At 70.8% G+C, this 22246-nt stretch carries 18 protein-coding genes and 2 tRNA genes; 13 read left to right on the top strand and 7 right to left on the bottom strand.

Annotated elements, in window-relative coordinates:
* Positions 1-85: 85 nt before the first annotated feature.
* Positions 86-931 (bottom strand): class I SAM-dependent methyltransferase, encoded by an 846-nt coding sequence (locus tag FLX07_RS00395; RefSeq protein ID WP_142567413.1) that lies wholly within the window; start codon positions 929-931, stop codon positions 86-88.
* A gap of 262 nt (positions 932-1193) precedes the next feature.
* Between FLX07_RS00395 and FLX07_RS00390 the strand changes: the two genes are divergently transcribed.
* Complete coding sequence (locus FLX07_RS00390) at positions 1194-2690, top strand: serine hydrolase domain-containing protein (protein WP_167748059.1); 1497 nt, start codon at positions 1194-1196, stop codon at positions 2688-2690.
* Positions 2691-2694: 4 nt separating this feature from the next.
* Here the strand turns inward: FLX07_RS00390 and FLX07_RS00385 are convergent, their stop codons facing one another.
* The 4 genes from FLX07_RS00385 to FLX07_RS00370 are packed head-to-tail and all read right to left on the bottom strand — an operon-like array spanning position 2695 to position 8409.
* Positions 2695-3714: an erythromycin esterase family protein gene (locus FLX07_RS00385; RefSeq protein ID WP_142567411.1), complete on the bottom strand. Its 1020-nt coding sequence runs from the start codon at positions 3712-3714 to the stop codon at positions 2695-2697.
* 23 nt (positions 3715-3737) lie between these two features.
* The gene (locus tag FLX07_RS00380) at positions 3738-5993 is read right to left on the bottom strand and encodes a hypothetical protein (RefSeq protein ID WP_142567410.1); all 2256 of its coding nucleotides are present in this window, start codon (positions 5991-5993) and stop codon (positions 3738-3740) included.
* Positions 5990-6976: a DEAD/DEAH box helicase family protein gene (locus tag FLX07_RS00375; protein WP_142567409.1), complete on the bottom strand. Its 987-nt coding sequence runs from the start codon at positions 6974-6976 to the stop codon at positions 5990-5992. The genes FLX07_RS00380 and FLX07_RS00375 overlap by 4 nt, the downstream gene beginning before the upstream one ends.
* Positions 6977-6984: 8 nt before the next feature.
* Complete coding sequence (locus tag FLX07_RS00370; RefSeq protein WP_142567408.1) at positions 6985-8409, bottom strand: hypothetical protein; 1425 nt, start codon at positions 8407-8409, stop codon at positions 6985-6987.
* Positions 8410-8624: 215 nt separating this feature from the next.
* On the opposite strand from FLX07_RS00370, the gene FLX07_RS00365 reads away from it, so the two are divergent.
* The 5 genes from FLX07_RS00365 (at position 8625) to FLX07_RS00345 (ending at position 15594) form a co-directional block, all read left to right on the top strand.
* On the top strand, positions 8625-10028 hold the full coding sequence (locus FLX07_RS00365; protein ID WP_142567407.1) for a DUF4407 domain-containing protein: 1404 nt from the start codon (positions 8625-8627) through the stop codon (positions 10026-10028).
* Positions 10018-11385, top strand: a complete 1368-nt coding sequence (locus tag FLX07_RS00360) for a protein kinase domain-containing protein (protein ID WP_142567406.1) — start codon at positions 10018-10020, stop codon at positions 11383-11385. Before FLX07_RS00365 ends, FLX07_RS00360 begins: the two co-directional genes overlap by 11 nt.
* Positions 11386-11694: 309 nt before the next feature.
* On the top strand, positions 11695-12087 hold the full coding sequence (locus FLX07_RS00355) for a ribosomal maturation YjgA family protein (RefSeq protein ID WP_142567405.1): 393 nt from the start codon (positions 11695-11697) through the stop codon (positions 12085-12087).
* Between the two features lie 343 nt (positions 12088-12430).
* Positions 12431-13372 (top strand): class A beta-lactamase, encoded by a 942-nt coding sequence (gene bla / locus FLX07_RS00350; protein ID WP_142567404.1) that lies wholly within the window; start codon positions 12431-12433, stop codon positions 13370-13372.
* A 74-nt stretch (positions 13373-13446) separates the two neighbouring features.
* Complete coding sequence (locus FLX07_RS00345) at positions 13447-15594, top strand: transglycosylase domain-containing protein (RefSeq protein WP_308424357.1); 2148 nt, start codon at positions 13447-13449, stop codon at positions 15592-15594.
* Between the two features lie 6 nt (positions 15595-15600).
* Here FLX07_RS00345 and FLX07_RS00340 read toward each other — a convergent pair whose 3' ends face one another.
* The gene (locus tag FLX07_RS00340; protein WP_142567403.1) at positions 15601-15936 is read right to left on the bottom strand and encodes an STAS domain-containing protein; all 336 of its coding nucleotides are present in this window, start codon (positions 15934-15936) and stop codon (positions 15601-15603) included.
* Between the two features lie 206 nt (positions 15937-16142).
* Between FLX07_RS00340 and FLX07_RS00335 the strand changes: the two genes are divergently transcribed.
* Both FLX07_RS00335 and FLX07_RS00330 read left to right on the top strand, forming a co-directional pair.
* Positions 16143-16655, top strand: a complete 513-nt coding sequence (locus FLX07_RS00335; RefSeq protein WP_142567402.1) for a C40 family peptidase — start codon at positions 16143-16145, stop codon at positions 16653-16655.
* A gap of 20 nt (positions 16656-16675) precedes the next feature.
* Complete coding sequence (locus FLX07_RS00330; protein ID WP_142567401.1) at positions 16676-20002, top strand: ATP-binding protein; 3327 nt, start codon at positions 16676-16678, stop codon at positions 20000-20002.
* Here the strand turns inward: FLX07_RS00330 and FLX07_RS00325 are convergent.
* Positions 19983-20603 carry a hemerythrin domain-containing protein gene (locus FLX07_RS00325; protein ID WP_142567400.1) on the bottom strand — a complete coding sequence of 207 codons (621 nt, stop codon included), beginning with the start codon at positions 20601-20603 and terminating at the stop codon, positions 19983-19985. The two genes, FLX07_RS00330 and FLX07_RS00325, sit on opposite strands and share 20 nt — an antisense overlap.
* 144 nt (positions 20604-20747) lie before the next feature.
* Between FLX07_RS00325 and FLX07_RS00320 the strand changes: the two genes are divergently transcribed.
* The 5 genes from FLX07_RS00320 to rpmG all read left to right on the top strand — a co-directional run bounded on the left by FLX07_RS00320 (position 20748) and on the right by rpmG (position 22122).
* Entirely contained in the window at positions 20748-20957 is a 210-nt protein-coding gene (locus tag FLX07_RS00320) for a transposase (protein WP_142567399.1), read from the top strand.
* A 71-nt stretch (positions 20958-21028) separates the two neighbouring features.
* A complete protein-coding gene (locus tag FLX07_RS00315; protein ID WP_142567398.1) occupies positions 21029-21451 on the top strand; it encodes a hypothetical protein in 423 nt (140 codons plus the stop codon).
* 104 nt (positions 21452-21555) lie between these two features.
* A tRNA-Thr gene (locus FLX07_RS00310) sits at positions 21556-21628 on the top strand.
* Between the two features lie 176 nt (positions 21629-21804).
* Positions 21805-21878 (top strand) — tRNA-Met (locus FLX07_RS00305).
* Between the two features lie 79 nt (positions 21879-21957).
* Entirely contained in the window at positions 21958-22122 is a 165-nt protein-coding gene (gene rpmG, locus FLX07_RS00300) for a 50S ribosomal protein L33 (protein ID WP_030510782.1), read from the top strand.
* The last annotated feature ends 124 nt before the right edge of the window (positions 22123-22246 follow it).

Genomic DNA, 22246 nt, shown 5'->3' with positions numbered 1-22246 from the left:
GCTCAGGCGAATCCCGCCGCAGCGACCCGGATCACGCGCCACGACTGGTCCAACGATCCACAACCATGCCATTGCGGTGTTGTCGTCACCGCTCACCATGCGGCTTGTGCCACATCATGATCTTGGTCGATGGAAGACGCTCCGCGAAGCGATCGCCGGGTGACGCTTGTCGCAGCACCGCGCGCAGGTCCCGCTCGAAGTCCTCCAGCCTGTCGCCGAACAGGTGAGGGGCGGAGTCGGATCGGGAGAACACCCACGCCACGATGTCGTCTGCGGTGCGATCGGCCACCGCTCCGGCTGCCACGACATGTCGTTCGAAGTTCTCGAACCCCGCCCGTGCCAGGACGAGGTCCTCGCGGTCCGGCGTGCCGTTGACGAGCGTTCCCTGTCCCGCGCGGCGCACCGGCCCCAGATACCGACGTACCAGGTCGCTGATCTGCGCGTACGGGGGAGCGGGCAGCGGCAGTGGCGCCGGCTCCGCGGTCGGATTCTCACAATCGCTCATGTGGACGAACGTGCCTCCTGGCTCCAGGATCTCCAGCACGGCCGCAGCGACGCGATCTCGATCGGTCCAGTGGAAGGACTGGGCGAACACCACGACCCGGAATGTGCCCAGACCGGCCGGCAGGTCCTCGGCGCGGGCGGCCACCCAACGCGCGTTGGTCACCCTCCGACGTTCGGCCTGTCGCTCGGCCTCGGCCAGCATGTCCTCATCCGGGTCGATGCCGACCCCCTCGGTGAAGTACCGCGCCAGCGCGAGAATCACGGTGCCCGGCCCGCAGCCGACGTCGAGAAGCCGGCCCCGGCCATCCAGACCGAGCGTCGCGGCCAGCGTTTCGGCGAACCCCGGAGCATACGGCAGCCGGCCGCGCTCGTAGTAGGCCGCGCACCCCTGAAACAGGGTGCTGTCCCATTGCCATCCGTCAGGCACGCCGATCCCCTCCTTGAGCCGGTGACCTCGTCGGCAGATCCGATCCTCCCAGGAGCAGTCTCATGGAAGCCGAGCTGAGACATTGAGGTCTTCCCTCGGTAGCGCGTTCTAACAAATAAGGAAAGCCACGTCTATCGGCGTTTTGTGGCGGCGGCGAAAGGAAAACAGCCCGACGGAAGAACTGTCCGCCGGGTGTTCTCGAAATCAATTAGTTCGGGAAATGTCTGAATTCGGGACAGTGGTACGTTTCATGGGGGAGAAAATGCCCAAGTATCCTAATGTTGTCGGGTTCCTTATGCTCGGCACCGTGCTGTCCGGTGGGGCCGTGCCCCTGGGCACTCCCGCCGTCGCCGCGTCCGCCGGGGACGCCGTCGTGACCGGCCCCGGCGGGGATCACCCTGGTGCAGGCGATCACGCCCGCGCGCATGGGCGCAATCGCGCCGGGCAACACGACAAGCAGCAGCAGTCGGGGCGCCAACAGCAGAACCTGCTCCATGACGTCACGCTTGCCCTCACGCCCATGCAGAAGGGCCAGACGGATTCGCGGGCCATGCCGTACAACTGGCAGAAAACCGACACGATCGCGAACTCCTCCAGCGATCAGAACAGCCTGTCGGACCTCACGAACCGGCCCGCCCAGACATCGGACTCGACGGCCACCGGCGACACGAGCGATTCCACGCAGAAATCGGACCGGCCGGTCACGTCACCGGCCACGTCGTCGGCGCCGCAGGACGCTGCCGCCAGTGCGGAGATGCTGGCGTACCTGCGGGATCTGGCGGCCAAGAAGCAGTTCACCGGCTCGGCGCTGGTCGTACGGCATGGGCGGGTGCTGGCTCGTTTCGCCGCGGGCGAGGCGGACGAGAGCCGGCACATCCCCAACCGGCCGGACACGGTCTACCGGGTCATGTCGGTCACCAAGCAGATCACCTCGATGATCGTGCTGAAACTGCGCGACCGCGGGCTGTTCAAGCTGAACGACCCGATCTGCCGGTATATCGTCCCGGAATACATCAAGGCCTGCCCGGCAGCGTGGCGTCCCATCACGATCCGCGAGACGCTCACCCACACCTCGGGCATCCCCAACATCGAGACACTGCCCAGCTACCTCGCCAATGTCACGCGACCGACCACGCCCCGGAAGCTCATCCAGCAGTTCGTGAACCTGCCACTGGACTTCGAGCCCGGCACCATGTGGAAGTACACCAACTCCGGCTACGTGCTGGCCGGCGCGCTCATCCAGGCGGTGACGCACCAGCCGTACGGCGCCGTACTGCGCAAGCTGATCACCGGCCCGCTGAACCTCCCGAACACCGGTTACAGCAGGGGATATCCGCCCGCCGGGTACGCGAAGGGCTACTTCACGCTCGGGTCACCGGCCCCGCTCCTCAACGGCTCCGAGCTGTTCTCCGCGACCGGCGTCTACTCCACCGTCGACGACCTCGCCCGCTGGGACCGGGCGTTCGGCTCGTACAAGGTCGCGCCGCCCGCCACGGTCAAGCAGGCGTTCACGCCGCAGGCGAAGTGCCCCTCCACCGGCTGCCTCAACCTGCCGTCGAGCGCGTACGCCTTCGGCTGGCTCGTCGACCGGCTCCAAGGGCACCGGCTCCGGTATCACCCGGGTCTCTTCATGGGCTACACGGCGAGCAACATGTACCTGCCCGACGACGACATCCAGGTCGTCCTGCTCAGCAACGTGCAGGACACCGACACCGCCGGGATCGCCCGCCACCTCGCCACGCTCGCTCTCGACCTGTGAGGATTCACAGAGGGGTGGAGGCGGTGGTCTCGGGCACGAAGGCGATGCCGTCGAAGTGCTCGGCGAGCACCGTGGGCATGTAGCCGAGTTTGTAGGTGAACCGCCTCGCCACCGCCCCTCCGTAACCGCGCATGTGGAGGGGCTCGCCGAGCCACCGCGTCACGGACTCCGGCCGTGGGCCGCTCCGCAGGTCGATCACATGTTCACCCGGATGGGCGGTGGCCAGGCGGGCCTCCACGATCGTCGGTCTCCGGACGAGCGGGACGCGGAAGGTGACCGGAGGCGTGGCCGGGTCCACCTTTCCGAATCGCCGTCGGCGGGCCCGGAACCGGCCCGCGCCGAAGAACACGCCGAGTGCGTAGTACGCCTCGCCGTGGCGCTGCCTGAGGTGGCGGCCCATCGCGGTCACCGACCCGCCGCTGTGGCCGCCCTTCATGATGTGGCCGTTGTGCGCCCAGACGGCGACCCTGGCGTCCGGGTCGGCCAGGAGCAGGTCCACGTTGTCGGCGAGGTAGCGGTCGCGGGCGACGCTCACGGTTTGTGCGGGGTCGGGGTGCCGGAGCGGCCGGCTCGCGAGGTCGGCGCTCTGGCGCACGATCCGCGCATGCGCCGCCGCCTCGTCCGGGGTGGAGACGCCCGTCAGGAAGTCCTCCACACGGCGGGCGTCCGCGTCGATCCGCCGGTCGAGCGGTGGGCCGACGCCCAGGCGCTTTCCGGCGAGCGCCTCGACCGGATCGCCGGAGCCGCCCTGCATGTAGTCGTCCACGGCTCGGGACGCCGAGGCGCTGGCCTCCACCGCGAGCGTCGTGAACCCCAACTCCTCGACCAGGAACTCCAGCAACCGGTGCCTGATCAGGAAGAACTCCCGGCTGCCATGCGTGGCCTCGCCGAGCCCCACCACCCGTACGCCGTCCAGCGCGACGCGGAGCGGCGCCAGGTCGGCGGTTCCGGCGCCCGGTTCCAGACCGTTCAGCGGTGTCGCTCGCGCTTTGAGCCACTCCGCCACCTCGTCCTCGGTCGTCATGCCGGACACGGCGCTCCTCACGGTCATCGGCGGTGCCGGCTGATCGTTCCGCCGAGCCGGGCGGGCCGCCACATCAACAGCACCACCGCCACGAAGGCGAGGGCGACCACCACGAAGAAGAGGACGTACGGGAAGGAATCTGTCCCTTCCGGCTCTTCTATGGACGTCGGTTCCCCTACTGGGGCGATCCGATCGACGAGGGCCTTCGCGGCCAGGATGGGGTCGCCTTCGGGCGCGTGCCCGAGATCGGTCGCTCCTGCGACCTGGAGCAGGTCCTGCCGCATCGGTTCGTCCGCCTCGCGGTTGACGAGCACGACCAGCCTGCGTTGCGCAAGCGGCAGGTCCCGCGGAGCGGGGCGCTGGTAGCCCTCGAACGCGCTCACACTCTCGGGCACGATCGCGGCGTCGGCGGATCCCTCGGCCAGCCGGCGTGAGATGTCCCGGGCCGGCACGGTGACCAGCCGGAGGCCGTGATCGGTCAGCGCGCGCAGCTGCTCCCCGCCGATCGTGTCGCGAATGAGGATGTCGTCGCCCTCGCCGGGGTCGTCGAGAAACCGCTGCGGCTTGACGCCGTCCCTGACGAGCAGGACGTCGGTGCTCGTCACCCGGAGGTCCGCCAGTTCGCTGAGGCCCCGCTCCTGCAGGCCCTCTCGTACGTCCTTGCCGGAGTGCCGGCCGCCGCTGACCGACTCCAGGACGTCGAGGTCGTACGCGACGGTCACGGCCGGCTTGCCCACCGGCGGCGTGACGCTCGTGGGGTCGATCGTCTCGACGGACGGGGCGTAGCCGTCGCGGCGGAGCCTCTCGGCGAAGGCCTCGGCGGCGTACCGCTGGTCCGCGGGCGCCTGGACGACCACCGCCAGCGGCGGAGGGGAGAGGCTCTCCTGTGGGGTCTCCCCGGCGTCGCCCAGGGTCAGGAAGACGGCCACGACCGCCACCGCGACGAGCGCGGCCGTGCCGGTCAGGATCAACGCCAGGCGGACGCGGCGGCCGGGAGGCCACCAGGTCCGCCGGGGCTCGACGGCAGGCGTGCCCATGAGGGCGGCGAGCCTGTGCCGGACGGCATCCGGCGTGGCCGTCGAGCAGATGAGGGCATCGGCGACGTCCTGGCTGGCCTGCCTCCGCATCTCCTCGGCCGGGAAGGCCGCGTCCACGAGCCGCGCGTAGAGCCGGGTCGCGTCACTCCGGGGATCGATCACACTCCGGAAGCAGTTGCGCTTGAGCAGCACCCTCTGGAGGGCGGTGGGGTTCGTGACCGAGCGAACCAGGTCCTCGACCGCGGCGCTGACGTCCGCGGCGTACGGGAGCGCGTCGGCCAGCGCCTCGGTCAAGGGGCTTCCCGCGCGGTTCCGGTACGCCACCGTGGGCTCCGTGGAGCCCGTGGGCAGGGCGGGAGGAGCGGCGGGCGGGGAGCGATCCGGCTCGGGTTCGGGTTCTGGCGCCGCGGAACCGGAGAGCTCGACCAGCTGGAGCACCTTGGGCCGGTCCTTCTCGATCGACAGTGGCTCGGTCTGCCGGGCGAGCCTGGCGATCATCTCCGCAGCCGGGACGTCGGACCGCGTGTAGAACTGGTGGCAGAGTTTCGACGGCGTCTGGTCGAGGACGCTGTCGGCCGCGCGTCCCCAGACCACCGTCTGCGCCCCTTCTGGGGCATACCGCGCGAACGACAGCTTGATGCTGTGCTCGCTCGTGCTGCTGGTCCAGGTGGCGGCGGTGAACCTGGTCCGCGTCCCGTACGGCAGCAGCGCCGCGACGGTGTCCGCGAAGCGCAGCCGATCGATCATGGGGACGGTGTCGGCGCCGACCACGCACACGGGCCGGCCGTTCAGCAGCAGCGCCGCGGCGGAGAACGTGTCCGGGCCGGGAGCCATGACCCCCGGGTCGTACGGCGGCACGGTCACGGTCAGCGGAGGCCGCGGCTCCAGCGGCAGCGCGGCGAAGGCGGTGTAGAGCGCGGTGTACGACACCGGCCGGTCGACAAGCTGCTCGTACGGCACGTAGAACCACCGGGTGTAGGCGATCTTGCGGTTGGCGAAGTCGCGGTGACCCGACCACTGCCGGATCGCCAGAACCAGGTAGTAGGAGATCTGGCCGTTCTCGCTGATCCTCGCGGTCCCGATCGTCACCTGGGGCAGGTCACCGGCGGTGCTCGCCGTGTAGCGGTGCCTGAGCTTGTCGAACACCTCGCGGTCGAGCCGCCCGTCGCTCCACTCCAGCAGGCCGTATTCGTCGTAGCTGCCGGGCCGCTTGCCTTCCAGCGCCCACTCGAAACCGATCACCGCGGACCGCCGGCGGCGAGGCGCCGACCGAGCCACAGCATGGGCTCGACGACGTTGATGGGATGGACCTGTCCCCGGATCCGCAGGTCCCTGCCCGCCTCGGGGAGCAGGTTCTGGTAGTCGTTCCGGTCGAACGTCTTGGTGTGCGGCCGCAGGTAGAAGCCGATCGACGAGGTGACGAAGAACTCGACGCGGGAGCGGTGGAAGAACTGGTCCAGGGCGTTGACGACCATGTCCGCGTTGCCGCTCGCGGACACCTCGCACAGCGCCCGGAACAGGTCACCGGCGTCTTCGCTGGTCACCCGGGGGAATCCGTACTCGTCGTCGGGCGCGGAGTCGAGCAGGTGTAGCTTCTCCGCGGTCTCCAGCACCCTGGGGTCGTCGAACTTGGTGATGCAGACCGCGACGTGATGGGGGAGCATGCCGTCCCGCAGTTCCCCGCTCTCGAGCATCTTCTCGGCCAGGCGGGTGAGCGGCGGGTGCAGGTGGTCGAAGGCGTCGCCGAGCTCGAACTCCCGGATGGGGTCGAAGAGGAAGACCAGGCCCCGGCTCTTCACCAGGTTGTCCATCAGGCGCCGGCGCAGGTCGTCGGCGACGCCGGAGCCGTTCCCCAGATGGAGAGGGCCCGCGCTGAACAGACCGCCCGGCGCGTCGACCATGCTGATGCCGATCTTCAGCGGTGCGGTGGGCCGGGCTTTGCGGAGCCACCGGCGTTCCTGCCGCTCGGCCGGTCCGACCAGCGTCCAGCGGTAGTGCTCCAGGCTCTGGCTCGCCTCCGGGAAGATCTTCCCGCTCGACAGCGCGTTCGTTCTCTCGATGAGGTAGTCGGACGAGGCGGCGTCGGAGCCGACGATCTTCCATTCGTCCTTCCGCCGCATCAGCGCGATGTTCAGGGCGGCCAGAAGCGTGGTCTTGCCGCTGCCGGGGGCGCCCCACATGGCGATGTCGTGGGCCGATGGTCCCTGCGCCGGGTCGGACTGCATGTCTGGTCTCACTCCGTCTCGTCGAGGAGGGGGAACGGGATGGGGAGGGCGGCGGGCGCGGCCAGCCCCAGGTCGGCGGCCAGCCCCCGGATGTCGAGGGCGTCGAGATGCGCGAGCGCGTTCGCGCCGAGCCGGCGCCAGGCCGGGTGCGCGAAGGTGTCCTCGCGGTCGCAGATCGCGGCGAGCACGGTGTCCGGCCGGCTCTGGACGCGGCCCACGAGTAACCGCCAGTCATGTGGGTGCGGGCAGGGCAGGATCAGCGACCGGTTCGTCCGCGCCGGGTGCGGCGGGCGGTCGCCGACCGTGAGCAGGACCGTGCGCACCTGCTCCGCCGTCGTGAGGCGCCGGGCCACCGCCTCCAGCATGTCCTCCACCTGGGCGGCGTGCGGATAGTAGGGGTAGCCCTCGGTGATCGCGCCGCGTTCCTCCAACCACTCCAGGGCGGCCAGCGCGCGCTCGGGCGTGACCTGCCACGCGGCGACCTCCACCGGATGCTCTCTGGCCGCCCGGTCGTCGTAGGAGTGCGCGCCGTACGCCACGAGGGAGACCCGCAGGAGGTCCGCGAGCTCGGCGGACAGATGACTGACCATCTGGCGCACCCGGCTCAGGCGCTCCTCCACCTTCGCGTCCGGCCCGCTCACCTCCACCGCGCAGATCAGGTGTGCCGGCCCGGCCCTGGGCGGCAGTTGTGACGGCGCCGCCGCCACGAGGTCGTTCCAGCCGCGCGGGTCCCGCGTCAGCTCGGGCACGCCGGTGAACCGCACCTTCCCCGGCCGCACCAGCTCGGCCGTCAGCAGATAACGGCCGGGGGTGAGCCTGGCGCTGTGCACCGACAGCAGCCTGGGCTCCCGGCCCTGCCAGGTGACGACGGCGAACGCGGTGCCGTACTCGTCGCCGGGCTCGCAGCGGACGGTCACCTCGGCTCTGGTCCCGGGCAGGGTGCCAATGGGGAACAACTGCTTGCTCCCCAGCCGCAACCGCCCGCTCGCGTGGTCGGCGCGCAGCACGACCAGGTCGTACGACCGTGAGAGCGGGTCGGAGGCCAGGACGTCCTCGACGACCGCGACGGCCGGCCCGTCGCAGGGGAGGACGGCGGCGGGCCGCGCCTCGCTCAGCCAGGCCAGCGCCCGGTTGGCCTCGGCGCCCTCGGGAAACGAGCAGACGAGGACGACCTCGTCGGCGGAGAGCGGGTCGGCGGCCCGGAGCACGGCCTGCCGGGAGGACTCGTGCTCCCACCCCTGTTCGGAGGTCAGGTCCTCCCATGACGACGACCAGTAATGGCAGCGAGGCCTGCCGTTGTCGTCCCGGTGGATCCGGAAGACGGTCATGCCGTCGGCGGCGACCTCCACGATCGTGAGGCGGCCGGTGGCGGTGAGCCCCGCAACGGCTCGGGCGACGGCCTTGCGAAGCAGAGCCTTGTCGGGCTCTGACACGGATCCTCCGTTTATTGTCCTATTCGTCGCCCCTGTCCCCCTATATCCGAACTAGTGGGTAACAACGAAAAGACGACTTGTCATAACGGTAGGGTTCTTGTTGTGTCGTTGCGTCGAATCATTCTCGGTTTCCCACAATCTTGCGGTGATCTACGATAGCCCGAGTCTCGATCGTTATGCCACGTTCCAATATGTGCGCGTAGGCGAGGAGAAGCATGCGACGGTTTCTGATTGGGCTGTCCGGAGCACGGCCTGAGGTGCTCGAACGGTGCCCGAGCGAGTACGGGAAGTTCGAGGGAATCGGCGGCGCCGTGCTCACGACGGCCGTCCTCGCGGTCGTCTCGATGACGTTCGCCCTCAACAGCGCTCTGGGTGTCAACGTCGTCCTGGCCGTTCTCGCCGCGCTGGTATGGGGCCTGATGATCCTGAGCCTCGACCGCTGGCTGGTCAGCACGATGAAGGCGGACGCCCCGCGCCGCTGGCCGCTGGCCGTTCCGCGCTTTCTCATGGCGCTTCTGCTCGGGTTCGTCATCTCCACGCCATTGGTGCTCCAGATCTTCCAGTCCGAAATCGATGCCCAGATTGTCCAGATCAAGCAGCAGCGCGCGGACGCGTTCGCCGCACGGCAGCAGCAGGGCAACGTCGGCAAAGACGTCGGCCAGCTCCGCAAAGAGGTGGCGGACCTGGAAAAAGTCATCTCCTCCGGAGGTGACGTGCCCATCGACACCGAGCAGGACCCGAACGTCAAGGCGCTGACCGCCGAGCGCGCCAGACAGCAGAAGCTGGCCGACAAGCACTACGGCGAGTGGCAGTGCCAGCTGTACGGAGGACCGTCGTGTCCGAAGAAGGGCGACGGCCCTCTCGCCCAGGACAGCCGGCGCGCGTACGAGAAGGACAAGCGGCGCCTCGACCTGATCAACCGGCAGATCGAGGACCGGAAGCGGGAGCTGAACGCCGGCAGTGAGGAGGCCAAGCAGGCCCGCCTCGCGAGCGCGCGGGACGCCCTGCCCAAGGCGAAGGCGCAGCTCGACGCGGGGATCAAGCGGCAGGCGGACCTCCAGGCGACCTTCGACGCGGAGAACATGGCGACCAACGGCCTGCTCATCCGCATTCAGGCGCTCAACGAGGTGACCGGCAAGGACAGCAGCCTCGGCGTCACCCGCCTGCTGCTGTTCCTGTTGTTCCTCCTCATCGAGTGCCTGCCGGTGACGATCAAGCTGATGCAGCGGCCGGGCAACTACGAGAAAGTCCTCGCGCTGGCCGAGAAGCACGAGTTCCGGGACGCGCGTGGCACCTTCGCCGCCCAGGGCGCTTTCACCTCGCACGGCACGGACGGCCGAGGGACGCCCGCGTCGCCCTCGGGCCGTTCGCAGGACGTCTGGCGCATCTGGTCCCGCACGGGCGAGACAGGTCCGCAACCGGTCGTCACCCTCCCCGAGGACGGCGCGGCCTACCGTGGCCCCACCGGCACCCGCGCGGAGACCGTCGGCGAGACCGACGCGTACGACTCGATGGAGGACCAGGAACTGAGGCGGATGCCGGACGCCAGGACCACGCGGGTGCCGCGGACCGGCGCCGACCGCCCCGGCGGTGTCGAGCTGCTCCCCGATGACGACTGACGCTCCGGCGGGGGGCCCGGTACGGCTGATCAAAAACCGCTACGAGCTGAGGACCCAGCTCGGCCGCGGCGGCATGGGCACGGTCTGGCTCGCGATGGACCGGATGCTCGGTCGGCTCGTCGCGCTCAAGGAAGTCGTGCTGACGCCGTACGGCGAGGGGATCGAGATCCAGCGCGCGAGGGCCCTGCGCGAGGCCCGGTCGCTGGCCCGGATCAGACACCCCGCGATAGCCGAGATCTACGACGTCTTCGAGGAGGGCGGCTCGCCGTGGATCGTCATGGTCCACGTCGAGGGCGGCTCCCTGGACGACCTGATCCGGCGGCGGACGCTGTCCGAGCGCGAGATCGCCGCCTTGGGACGCGAGGTGCTGGCCGGGCTGACGGCCGCACACGCCGCCCACGTGGTGCACCGTGACGTCAAGCCGGCCAACATCGTGGTGGGCCACGAGGGAAAGGTGGTGCTCGTCGACTTCGGCATCGCGCAGATCGTCGGCGAGAGCGGGCTCACCTCGCGCAGCATCATGCTCGGCACCACCGAGTTCATGGCGCCGGAGCGGATCGACGGGCGGGCGGTGGGGCCCGCCGCCGACCTGTGGTCGCTCGGCGTCACGTTCTTCTGCGCGCTGGAGGGCTACTCGCCCTTCCGGCGGGACAACGCCTACGCGACCGTGCACGCCGTCTGCACCGACGACCTTCCGCCACCCCGCCGCGGCGGGCCGCTGTACGACGTGGTCGCCGGGCTGCTCAGGAAGGACCCCGCTCTCCGCATGGGAGCAGCCGAACTCGACCGCAGGCTGGCGGCGATCGCCGCCCCGCCGCGGCGTGAGCCGCCGGTCGAGAGGCCGCGAGCACGACCACCCCAGTCGCGACCCGAGCCTCCGCCGCCGCGGCAGGCCTCTTCTCTACGCGATGCCTCCTCTCTACGCAGTGCCGCCGCGGCGCTCGCCGCGATGGCGCCGGCCGCCATCGGGCAGGCGCTGGACGCCATGACCGATGATCCGTCCCGGGCGGCCGGCGTGCTGGCCCTGCTGCCGTCCGGTCAGGCCGGGCGGGCGGTCGGTCACATGACCGCGGCGGGAGCGGCCGCGCTGCTGCGGCAGCTGCCCGCGAGCCGGGGTGCGAGCATCCTCGCGGACGTCCCCGATCGGGTCGCCGCCGACATCCTCAACGCGCTCGGCGTCACCCCCGCCGCGGTCCGGCTGGTCGAGGCGATGACGACCCGGCGGGCCAGGCAGGTGCTGGAGTACGTGCCGCCGCCGGTCACCGCGGCCCTGCTCCGGGCGACCACGGACGGCCGCGCGGCTCGCCTCCTGGCCGGGCTCAGCCCCGCCGTACGCGCTCAGATCGCCATCGACTGAACCCGGGGGACGAGGGCCCGGCGGACACGCGGGTCCGCCGGGCCTTGCGGAAAGCCCCGGAATCCCACCGAAGGGTGATCTTGTCGACCTCGACCGTGATGCCCTTCACCTGGGGAGTGGAGGTGCCGGTGGTGCCGGTGCCGGTGCCCGAGGACACGCCATTGACCGTCTGTACGGCCGCTGAACCGGGCAGCTTCAGCAGGTCGGCGGCCTTATCGGCGGGCGGCGTCAGGGCGATGCCGCCGTAGACCGTGCGGAGCTCCGCTTCGGTGGGAATGGGCGGCCCCGGATTCCCGGTAGGGTGCCCGGATGCCGCATCGCCGACTCGCCGCGCTGGCCGCCGCCGTGGTGGTCGTGGTCGCCGGTCTGTCGGTCCGGGCGCTGCTGCCCGGCATGGTCGGCAAGTATGCGGGCGACCTTCTCTACACCCTCCTCGTGTACGCGCTGGTCGTCGTGGCCGCGCCGCGCGCCCGGCCGTTCGCGGTGGCGGCGGTGGCGCTCGGGGTGAGCTGGCTGGTCGAGTTCGCCCAGCTCACCGGAGTGCCGGCCGCGCTGTCGGCGCACAGCACGACGGCGCGGCTGGTGCTCGGCACGACGTTCAACGGTCCTGACCTGTTCTGGTACGCGGGGGGCGCCGCCGTCGGATACGCCATTCATCGTTCCGTACTATCGACCATTGACCGTTTCTGTCGGGAAAGCTAACATCCGTTTACTCAATTGTGTGGATGAGCCGCGACTTCCTGGGCGTTTTCCTGTCGCCCACGGGTCGGCTCCTCCTCCGCCCGCCCGACCGGGCGCCCGTCGGGTGACCTCCCGGTGATCTCCCGAGGACCGAGGCGGCCCCCGTTTTACCGGCGCGGGGGCCGCCTCTCCATCCCCGATCGTGATCACGGTCACCGGGAGCGGCCACTCCACCGCTGTGAGCTGGGTCGATACGGGAACTCATATGGATCTGGGGTCCATATGAATATTGGACATGTTCTGAACACTTTGCTTTGCTCCTGCGTCTAACGCCCCTGTGACGGACGAGAGCAAGGACAAGCCCATGACACGGACGACGCCGGTCGCGCGGAAGGCCGCCACGATCACCGTCTTCCTCCTGGCGGGGGCCGTATCCACGGCGACCCCCGCCACCGCCGCGCCCGCCACCGCCGCCGCCGTGCCCGCCACCACCACCGTGCCCCGGACGGACGTGGCCGCCGCGCTGCGCGCGCTGGAGACGTCGTTCAAGGGCCGCATCGGCGCGTACGCGATCGACACGGCGACCGGGAAGACGGTCGGCTACCGGGCGGGCGAGCGGTTCGCGCTGCTGTCCACCTTCAAGGCGGTGGCCGCGGGCGCGGTGCTGGCCAAGACGACCGACCGGGAGCTGACGCGGAAGGTCGTCCACTGGACGGCCGGCGAGGTGAAGCCGAACTCACCGGAGACGAGCAAGCACGTCAAGGACGGCATGACCCTCGCCGAGCTGTGCCGGGCGGCGATCATCTACAGCGACAACACCGCGGGCAACATGCTGCTGAAGCGGATCGGCGGGCCGCGGGGCCTCACCCGATACTTCCGCACGCTCAAGGACCCGCTGTCCCGGCTGGACCGCTGGGAGACCGAGCTCAACGACTGGTCGCCCAAGGAGAAGCGCGACACCACCACGCCCGCGTCCGTGGCCCGCGACCTGAGGGCGCTCACGACCGGCGGCGCGCTCGGCGCGAAGGACCGATCCCGGCTGATCGGGTGGCTGCGCGGCAACACGACCGGGGACGCGCGCATCCGCGCCGGGCTGCCGAAGACGTGGATCGTCGGGGACAAGACCGGCACCGGCGGCGCGTACGGCGCCGCCAACGACATCGCCGTCGTCTGGCCCGCCAAGGGCTCCGCCCCGATCGTGATGGCGATCTCCACCAACCGCCGGGCGGCCGCCGGTGCCACCGACGACAAAGTGATCGCCAAGACGGCCACCGTGCTCGCGCGCGGCCTCGGCCGGCTGCCATAAGTGAACACCGTTATGGGGCCAATCGCGTTTTACAGCCCCATAACCTTGTCTATAGCCGTTTGGGGGAGGTTTGTGTGAACGCCACGGGGAAGGTGCTTCGTCTGGCCGCCATGGGAGCGGCGGCGGGCGTGCTGGTCGCGGGGATCGCGCTGCCGGCGGTCGGAGGCGCGGGCGTGGGGCTGGTGTCGGCCGTCGAGGACGTGGGTCTTGAGCCCCGCGACCTCGCCGAGCCCCCGCTCGCGCAGGTTTCGGTCGTCCAGGACGTCAAGGGTCACGAGATCGCGCGGTTCTACGAGCAGTATCGCGAGGTCGTCCCGCTCGACCACATCGCCGACATCATGAAGACGGCCATCATCTCGATCGAGGACTATCGGTTCTACGAGCACGGTCCGATCGACATCGAGGGCACTGTCCGCGCCCTGGCGAAGAACCTGCAGTCGGGCGGGGTGGCCCAGGGCGGCTCCTCCATCACCCAGCAGTACGTGAAGCAGGTGCTGCTCAACGCCGCCCAGACCGAGGAGGAGAAGAACAAGGCCCTGGCGCCCAGCTATGCCCGCAAGCTCAACGAGCTGCGTTACGCGATGGGCGTGGAGGAGAAGTACTCCAAGGACGAGATCCTGGAGAAGTACCTCAACATCGCCTACTTCGGCGCGGGAGCGTACGGCGTCGAGGCGGCGGCCAAGCGGTTCTTCGGGGTCAGCGCGAGCGAGCTGACGCTGTCGCAGGCGGCGACGCTGGCGGGCGCGGTGCAGGACCCCAACGCCACCGACCCCAACCTGGGCAAGACCAGCCGCGACCGGCTGCTGAAGCGGCGCAACGTCGTGCTCGACCGGATGGCGGAGCTGAACAAGATCACCAAGGATCAGGCGGCCGAGGCGAAGAAGGCCAGGCTGGGCTACAAGGGGACCCCGCTGCCCGGCGGCTGCGAGTCGAGCACGTATCCGTATTTCTGCGTCTACGTGCGCAACGAGATCCTCAGGAACCCCGACTTCGGCAAGACGGCCAAGCAGCGCCTGGCGTTCCTCAACCGGGGCGGCCTGACCATCAGGACCACGATCGACCCCACGATGCAGGCCGCCGCCGACAAGGCGATCAGGAAGTGGGTCCACCCGACCGACAACCCCGTGGCCGCCGAGGCGCTGGTCCAGCCCGGCACCGGTGCGATCAAGGCGATGGCCGCGAGCCGTCCGTACGGCACGCGCAAGAGCAAGAATCAGATGTCCTACAACCTCGTGGCCGACGCCGCGCACGGCGGCGGCATCGGCTTCCAGGCCGGCTCGACCTTCAAGACGTTCACCCTGCTCACCGCGCTCAAGCAGGGCATGAAGATCAACGACGGGTTCAGTGCGGGCGCCGGCTACACCGCGCCGGCCTACTCGACGTTCAAGAACTGTGCGGGCCAGTCCATCGGCGACCCGAGCCACACCGTCACCAACGACGAGGGGTCGCCCGGCTGGCTGACCCTGCAGACCGGCACCTGGCACTCGGTCAACACGTTCTTCATGGAACTCGAGCGGCGGGTCGGGCTCTGCAACGTCGTCAAGACGGCCAAGTCGCTGGGCATCCATCGCTCCGACGGCGACCCGCTCAAGGAGTTCGAGACGTTCACGCTCGGCATCAACGAGATGGACCCCGTGACGGTCGCCAACGCCTACGCCGCGATCGGCGCGCGCGGCAGGTACTGCACGCCGATGGCGATCAGCCGGATCACCGACAGCACCGGCAAGACGACGGATTACAGGCCCAAGTGCCGCCAGGCCCTCGACCCCGAGGTGGCGGACGCGGCGGCGCACGTGCTGTCGGGCGTCCTGACCAAGGGCACGATGGCGGCGGTCGGCGGCATCCGGCGTGACGCGGCGGGCAAGACCGGCACCAACGACGACTCCTCCTCCGCCTGGTTCGCCGGGTTCACCCCCGACCTCGCCGGCGCGGTCAGCCTCGGCGACCCCCGTGGCACGTCGAAGTACAAGCTGAACGGCGTCACGATCGGCGGCCGCTACTACGGCTCGGTGTTCGGCGCCAGCGTTCCCGGGCCGATCTGGAAGGACACCATGATCGGCGCGCTGCGCGGCGTGCCGCCGACCGACTTCACGCCGGTCGACGCCGGGAGGTTCGGCGGCTGTGGCGACAGTTGCCGCAGCCTGGTGTCCGTGACGCCCCCGACGGGGGACGACGGTCCGACGGGAGGCGACGACACGCCGGTGACCATCCTGCCCAACTAGCGCCGGCTAGTCGTCCAGCGCGTCGGCCGTGTCGAGGACGCGGAACACCCTGGTCAGGTTCGTCCAGCGGAGGATCCGCAGCACCTGGCCGGCCGGCGCGATGAGGGCGAGGTCGCCGTTCCTGCCGCGCAGATTGTGCACCAGGCGCACGAGCAGCCCCACGCCCGTGGTGTCGATGAACCGCACCTCGCTGAGGTCGATCGCCAGCCACGGGCCGTGGGCCTCGATCTGGCTGAGCAGCGGCTCGCGCAGGTGCCGCACCGCGTGGAGATCCAGCTCTCCGCGCAGCCCCAGCACCCACCAGCGGGTGGGGGAAGGGGGTTGTGCCGTCCACGTCTCCACGGTGGTTCCCTTCGCTCTCCTTGGCGCCGGGGACCACCGGGGGAGCGGGACGGGGTCCGGGGCGACCGACGAAGCGCTTCGACCGACACGCCGATGAACGTACGAGCTGAGCCGTACTCAGAGTAACAATCCCCCTCCGGTGCGTCGATCGAGTGGGGTAAAGCTTCTCTGGCTAATAAAAAGACGGGTGGCTATTGTCCCGATCCATGGGGGTTAAGCGTCGGCTGCTGATCGGAGCGATCGTCGCGCTGGCCGGGGTGGGATCGGCGCCGCTCGACGAGGAGCTGTCCCGGGCCGCCGCCGTCGCGTACGCCGCCCAGGGCTCCCTTCCGTACTCCTGGGGCGGGGGGCACGCGGCGCGGCCGGGGCCGTCGAATGGGACCTGCCGGGGGTACAGCGGCTCGGTCACGCCCTGCCCGGCGAACCGGACGCGTGGCTTCGACTGCTCCGGGTTCACTCGCTGGGTGTACGACCTGGCGTTCGGCGGCGACGTGCTCGGTCCCGGCAACACCGACGACCACCTCGGCAGGCTGCGCCGGGTCGGCGTGCCGCAACCCGGCGACCTGGTCTTCTACGGTAGGCCCGGCAGAACCCACCACGTCGGGGTGTACGTCGGCGGAGGAAAGATGATCGACGCGTTCGCCACCGGGACACGGATCCGCATGGACCACGTGAGTGTTCTGCATGACCTGCTCGGTTACTACCACTACCGGGCCTGATCCTTATGCTTGCCCCCGTCATGGTGAAAGTGCGGGTTCTCGGACGAATCGCGGCGGAGGTCGGCGGGCGCCCCGCGGACCTCGGGACCTCGCTCCAGCGCGCCGTTCTGGCCCGGCTGGTCTGCGCACAGGGACACGTGGTGTCGACCGACCGGTTCGTCGACGACCTGTGGAGGGGCCAGCCTCCGCCGCGCGCGCTGGGCGCGCTCCAGGTCTACGTCTCCAACCTGCGGCGGGCACTGGAGCCGGGCCGCGCCCCCCGCGCCGCCGCCCGCGTGCTGGTCAGCGCTCCCCCTGGCTATCGGCTGGCGCTGGAGCCCGGTGACGTGGACGCCTGGCGCCTCCCCCGGCTGGTCGAGTCGGCCGCCGGCCTGCTCACCGAGGGGCGGCACGCGCGGGCGCTCGAGGTCGTGGACGAGGCGCTGGCGCTGTGGACCGGCCCCGCGTACGCGGAGTTCGGCGAGGAGGAGTGGGCCCTCCCCGAAGCGGTCCACCTGGACGAGCTCCGGGCGGTCGCGGTGGAGCATCGCGCCGAGGCCGGGCTCGCACTCGGCCGCCACGCCGAGGTCGTCCCCGAGCTGGAGCGTCACCTCACCGCCCATCCTCTGCGCGAGAACGCCGTACGGCTGCTCGCGCTCGCCTACTACCGGTCGGGGCGGCAGGGGGAGGCGCTGGCGGTCCTGCGCAGGACGCGCGGCCTGCTCGCCGACCAGCTCGGCGTCGATCCCGGGCCCGCCCTGCGCGCGCTGGAGGCGGACATCCTCGCGCAGGCCGAGTCGCTCGACGCGACCCCCGTGGTCCGGGCGGCCACTGCGCGCGTGGTCCCCGCACCGTCGGCCACACTGTCGCCCGTCCAGGAGCCCGTGCGCATGGTCGGCCGTACGGCCGAGCTGTCCCGGCTGGCCGCCGCGGCGCAGCGGGCCCGGGACGGTTTCCGCATCGCCTGGCTCGGCGGTGAGGCGGGCTCGGGCAAGAGCACCCTGGCCGACGCGCTCGTGCGACGCCTGGCGGCCGACGGCTGGCAGACCGTGGTCGGGCGCTGCCCCGAGACGACCGGCGGCGTGCCGCCCGCGTGGGCGTGGAGCGAGGTGCTGCGAGAGCTGTCGGCGACCTGCCCGCCCGAACCCGGGACCGCGGCCCGGCTGGCGCCCCTGCTGACCGACGACGCCGCGCCCGTGGGCCAGTTCTGGCTGGCGCGGGCGGCCGGCGACTACCTGGAGGGCGTGCCGGGACCGCTGCTGATCGTGCTGGAGGACGTGCACCGGGCCGACGAGGAGACCCTCCAGCTCCTGCGCCACCTGGCCGGCCGCCTGGCGCGGACGCCGGTCCTCGTCCTGCTGACGCACCGGCCGGCCGAGGCCGCCGACGACCTCACGGCCACCGCGGCGGCGCTCGCCGTGCAGGCGGTGGAGAACTTCACCCTGGGCGGCCTCGGCGAACGCGAGGTGGCCCGGCTGCTCGCCGAACGTTCCGGCGCGGAGGTCGACGAGGCCACGGTGCGCACGGTCACCGAGCGCAGCGGCGGCAACCCGCTGTTCGTGACCGAGACGGCCCGGCTGCTCGCGGTGGACGGCCCGTCGGCGGCCCACGCGCTGCCGCCCGGCGTGCGCGACCTCATCCGCAGGCGTCTCGCCCGGCTGCCCGCGCCGGCCCGGACGACGCTGCGCAACGCCGCCGTCGTCGGCCGGGAGGCCGACGCCGACGTGCTGATCGCCATGCCGGGGGCCGACGAGGAGACCGTGCTCGACGGCCTGGAGGCGGGTGTGCTGTCCGGCCTGCTGGAGGAGCCGCGCCCCGGCCGCGTCCGGTTCGCCCACGTGCTCGTCCGCGAGACGCTGTACGAGGACATCCCGCGGCTGCGCCGTACGCGGATGCACGGCAAGGTGCTGGCGGCGCTGGAGGTGATCCGCCCGGGTGACGTGGGGGCGCTCGGGCACCACGCGCTCGCCGCCGCGACCACCGCGACCGCCCTCACGGCGGCCGAGTACGCGGCTCGGGCCGCCGGGCAGGCGACCGCGTTGTACGCGCACAAGGAGGCGGCGGCGCTGCTGGAGGGCGCGCTGGGCGCGCTCGACCTGGTGAGCGGAGGGGCCGGCGACGCGCCCTGGGACGTCCGGCTCGACCTCCTGTGCCGCCTGGTGTCCGCGCAGTCGCACGCGGGCGACGTGATCACGGCGGTGCGCAACCGGACGAAGGCGCTCGCGGTGGCCCGCCAGACGGGCGATCGCGGCGCGGTGGCGCGGGCGGTGTCCTCGCTCGACGCGCCGATCATCTGGACCATCCAGCCCGACCGCGCGTTCGACGCCGACCTCATCGGGGCGATCGAGGAGTCGCTGCCCGCGGAGGCGGGGGAGCTGCGCTGCCGGATGCTCGTCGCCCTCTGCCACGCGCTCGAAGGACACGACGCGGAGCGCATCGAGGCGGCGAGTGCGGAGGCGCTGGCGATCGCGGACGCCCTCGGCGACCTCCACCTGCGGTGCATGGCGCTCAACGCCCGCTACTGGGTCTGCCTGACCCCGGACAGGCGGGACGACCTGGAGACGCTCGGGCATGATCTGCTGGCCGCCTCGGCCGCCGCCGGGCTCCTCGGCTACCAGACGCTCGGCCACTTCTCGCTGCTCATGGTCGCGCTCAGCCGCAACGACTGGACCACGGCCCGCCGGCACGCCGACAAGGCCATGGAGCTGTCGACGAGCGGCCAGCTCGGCCTGGCCCTCGGCATCCTCGCCTTCCTCGACGCCGTGCACCTGCTGGTCAGGGGCGAGTTCGAGCGGGCCGAGAGCGTCTACACGCAGCTCGGAGAGCGGCTGGCCAGCACCGGCGACGCCAACGGCGCGATGGTGGGGACGGTGGGCCGTTTCGTGGTCAAACTGGCGGCGGGGCGGGTCCACGAGTCGGTGGAGGAGCTCGCCGCCCTGTGGGAGCGCCTGCCGCAGGACGTCGCAGAGTTGTACACGCGGGCGCTCGCCGGGGCCGGCCGCCTGGAGGAGGCCCGCGTGGCGTGGGCCTCCGCGCGCGTCCCCCGCCGCGACTACTACTGGCTCGTGTTCATGTCCCTGCGCGCGGACAACGCGATCGCGTTCGGTCACCGGGCGGCGGCCGAGGAGTGCTACCGCCTGCTGCTGTCGTCCGACGGCGAGCTGGCCGGCCTGCACTCGGGCTCGGTCACCCTCGGGCCGGTCGCGCACACGCTCGGCGACCTGGCGGCGTTCCTGGGCCGGCCCGGCGACGCCGAGGCCCACTACCTGCGGGCCGCCGAGGTCGCCCGGCAGGTCGGCTCCCCCCACTGGGAGGAGGCCGCCCGCCGCGAAGCCGACAACGCAGCGCTCACGCGGCGCCGAAGATGAGCCGCTCGCGGCGGAGGTGGGCGCGGCGCATCAGCGCCAGCATGACGACGAGGACGGGCCCGGCCAGCTTGCGCAGCTGCGCCAGCTCCTCCGGCCGCGCGTGCTGCTCGATCCTGGGCAGCTCGAAGCGCACGTCGCCGCCCTTACGGACGTGCTGCTCCATCTCCTCCCAGTCCTTGCCGGAGACGTGCCGCATGATGATCGGGAAGATCGTGCGCTCCTCCTCCTGGATGTGCTCGTCGAGCAGGTCGGCCAGCCGGCGCAGCGGCTTGGCCAGCTCGGCCGGGTCGCCCGCGACCGCCCGGATCTCATCGAGCAGCGGGTCGAGCTCGGAGTGGTCCTCGCTCAGCTCGCTCAGGTCGAGCTCGGCGCCCGCCGAGCGGACGAGCAGCGGCCACAGGTGGTCGTCCTCCGCCTTGTGGTGGTGGTGGATGCCGCGGCACAGCTTGGTCGCGTACTCGCGGATGGCGGCGGCGCGCTCCGGGCCGCACGGCTGCCGGCCCGCGGCGATCTCGGCGGTGACGTCGGCGAGGCGCCGGGAGTCGGTGCGCATCGCCCGGTGCGCGATGCGGAAGCCCAGCAGGTTGGGGGTGTCGGACATCGGAGGACCCTTCGTGAACGTGGGAACGGCGGTGCGTCACGCTCACTGTGCGGCCCGGCACTTGGGGTCGATTAAGACCCTACTTAAGGCGATTCCCCTGGGACGGGAGATAGACATGGGGAAAAGGCGTTAGCTTGTTCCCCTATGGACAGTCGATGGGTGGGACCGGACGGATACGAGATCGTCCCCGCGTACCGCCACGACCGCCAGGTGCTGCGGGTGCGGCGCAACGGTCGGGTGGTCGCCGACTGTCTCTCGGTCGAGGAGGTCGCCCGTTATGTCGATCTCGCCGACCTCTGCGAGGTGATCCCGCTGCACGTCAGGGCCGGCGACACCCGTACGGCCGTCAATTAGCCTGGTCGTCCGCCTGGTCACAGGCGTAACAGCGGCGGGCCCTGGGCACTCAGAGTGCCGAGGGGGAATCGATGCGCCTGCCTGTCACCGTCACCGTGTTCTGCGTCACCGTGCTCTGCGCCGCCGTCGGCGGTTGCGGGCCGGCGCCCACCGGCCCCGCGGCCGAGACGCCGGTGTACGTGCTCAACCTCCAGAACTCCGAGCGGGGCAGGGCCGAGCAGCGTCCGGCGAACCTCGTGCTCTCGGAGTTCAGCACGATGAGCGGGGTCACCTGGCGGACCTGGGGGCCGACCCGGGCGACCGGCGCGGGCAGGCTCAGCGGCACCTGGTGCCTGCCCGAGTGCGCCGACGCGCCGTACGCCGCCACGGTGACGCTGAGCAGCGTGATCCCGGTCAAGGGCAAGGGGTACTTCAGCCGGTACGCGATCACGGCCGACATGCCTGTCCTGCACCGCCCTGAGGCCGATCTGTCCGGGGTGCTGCCGACCCCCTGAGCCGTGCTCCGAACCGCGCGCCGGAGGGCTATTCGAATTCGCGCGCGCCGCCGTGGCCGTGTATGGTTACACCTGTCCGCAGCGCGAGAGCGGCTGGCGGACCCGCCCCTATAGCTCAGTCGGCAGAGCGTCTCCATGGTAAGGAGAAGGTCAACGGTTCGATTCCGTTTGGGGGCTCTAGCCGGAAAGTCCTATCCAGGCAGCGTTTCTGACTGAGCGCTGCGGGGTGGGGCTTTCGGCTTGGTGGGGATGTCTCATTCTCGCCGGAAGACCGATCTCGATCATGGCTGATCCCGATGCGTGAATAGCCGTACAGGTCGGGTATCCTTGCGTGGCCGGATGCGTCCGGCCCAGGCGGAGTAGCTCAGTCAGGCAGAGCAAGCGGCTCATAATCGCTGTGTCGCCGGTTCAAGTCCGGCCTCCGCTACTACCCTGCCGGGTCACCTGAACAAGGGGACCCCGGCGTGGGTTGTCCAGTAGTCCCGAACGCAGAAAGGCACTCCCACGTGGCTGCCGCAGACGTTAGGCCGAAGATCACGCTGGCCTGCCAGGAGTGCAAGCACCGCAACTACATCACGCGGAAGAACCGGCGCAACGACCCGGATCGGCTTGAGCTGAAGAAGTACTGCCCCAACTGCAAGACGCACCGGGCGCACCGCGAGACCCGCTAGATCACGGCGCGGACCGCACGCACTTCCGACACCGGCGTTCCCCGCGGGGGCGCCGGTTTGTCGTGTCCGGCCGGTGGCCCGACGATTCGGGCCGGTGTTCGCCGGCACGGGTCTGTTACGGTAC

Source organism: Microbispora bryophytorum, from assembly GCF_006874465.1.
Classification (GTDB): Bacteria; Actinomycetota; Actinomycetes; order Streptosporangiales; family Streptosporangiaceae; genus Microbispora; species Microbispora bryophytorum.
Note: the sequence above shows the minus strand (reverse complement) of the source record. Positions and strands in the feature narration are given on the sequence as shown.

Bases quoted from the DNA above. Each gene is read 5' to 3' on its own strand.
- FLX07_RS00390 (WP_167748059.1), top strand. From the start codon at position 1,194: ATGCCCAAGTATCCTAATGTTGTCGGGTTCCTTATGCTCGGCACCGTG.
- FLX07_RS00385 (WP_142567411.1), bottom strand. From the start codon at position 3,714: ATGACGACCGAGGACGAGGTGGCGGAGTGGCTCAAAGCGCGAGCGACA.
- FLX07_RS00375 (WP_142567409.1), bottom strand. From the start codon at position 6,976: ATGCAGTCCGACCCGGCGCAGGGACCATCGGCCCACGACATCGCCATG.
- FLX07_RS00365 (WP_142567407.1), top strand. From the start codon at position 8,625: ATGCGACGGTTTCTGATTGGGCTGTCCGGAGCACGGCCTGAGGTGCTC.
- FLX07_RS00360 (WP_142567406.1), top strand. From the start codon at position 10,018: ATGACGACTGACGCTCCGGCGGGGGGCCCGGTACGGCTGATCAAAAAC.
- FLX07_RS00355 (WP_142567405.1), top strand. From the start codon at position 11,695: ATGCCGCATCGCCGACTCGCCGCGCTGGCCGCCGCCGTGGTGGTCGTG.
- bla (WP_142567404.1), top strand. From the start codon at position 12,431: ATGACACGGACGACGCCGGTCGCGCGGAAGGCCGCCACGATCACCGTC.
- FLX07_RS00335 (WP_142567402.1), top strand. From the start codon at position 16,143: ATGGGGGTTAAGCGTCGGCTGCTGATCGGAGCGATCGTCGCGCTGGCC.
- FLX07_RS00330 (WP_142567401.1), top strand. From the start codon at position 16,676: ATGGTGAAAGTGCGGGTTCTCGGACGAATCGCGGCGGAGGTCGGCGGG.
- FLX07_RS00325 (WP_142567400.1), bottom strand. From the start codon at position 20,603: ATGTCCGACACCCCCAACCTGCTGGGCTTCCGCATCGCGCACCGGGCG.
- FLX07_RS00320 (WP_142567399.1), top strand. From the start codon at position 20,748: ATGGACAGTCGATGGGTGGGACCGGACGGATACGAGATCGTCCCCGCG.
- FLX07_RS00315 (WP_142567398.1), top strand. From the start codon at position 21,029: ATGCGCCTGCCTGTCACCGTCACCGTGTTCTGCGTCACCGTGCTCTGC.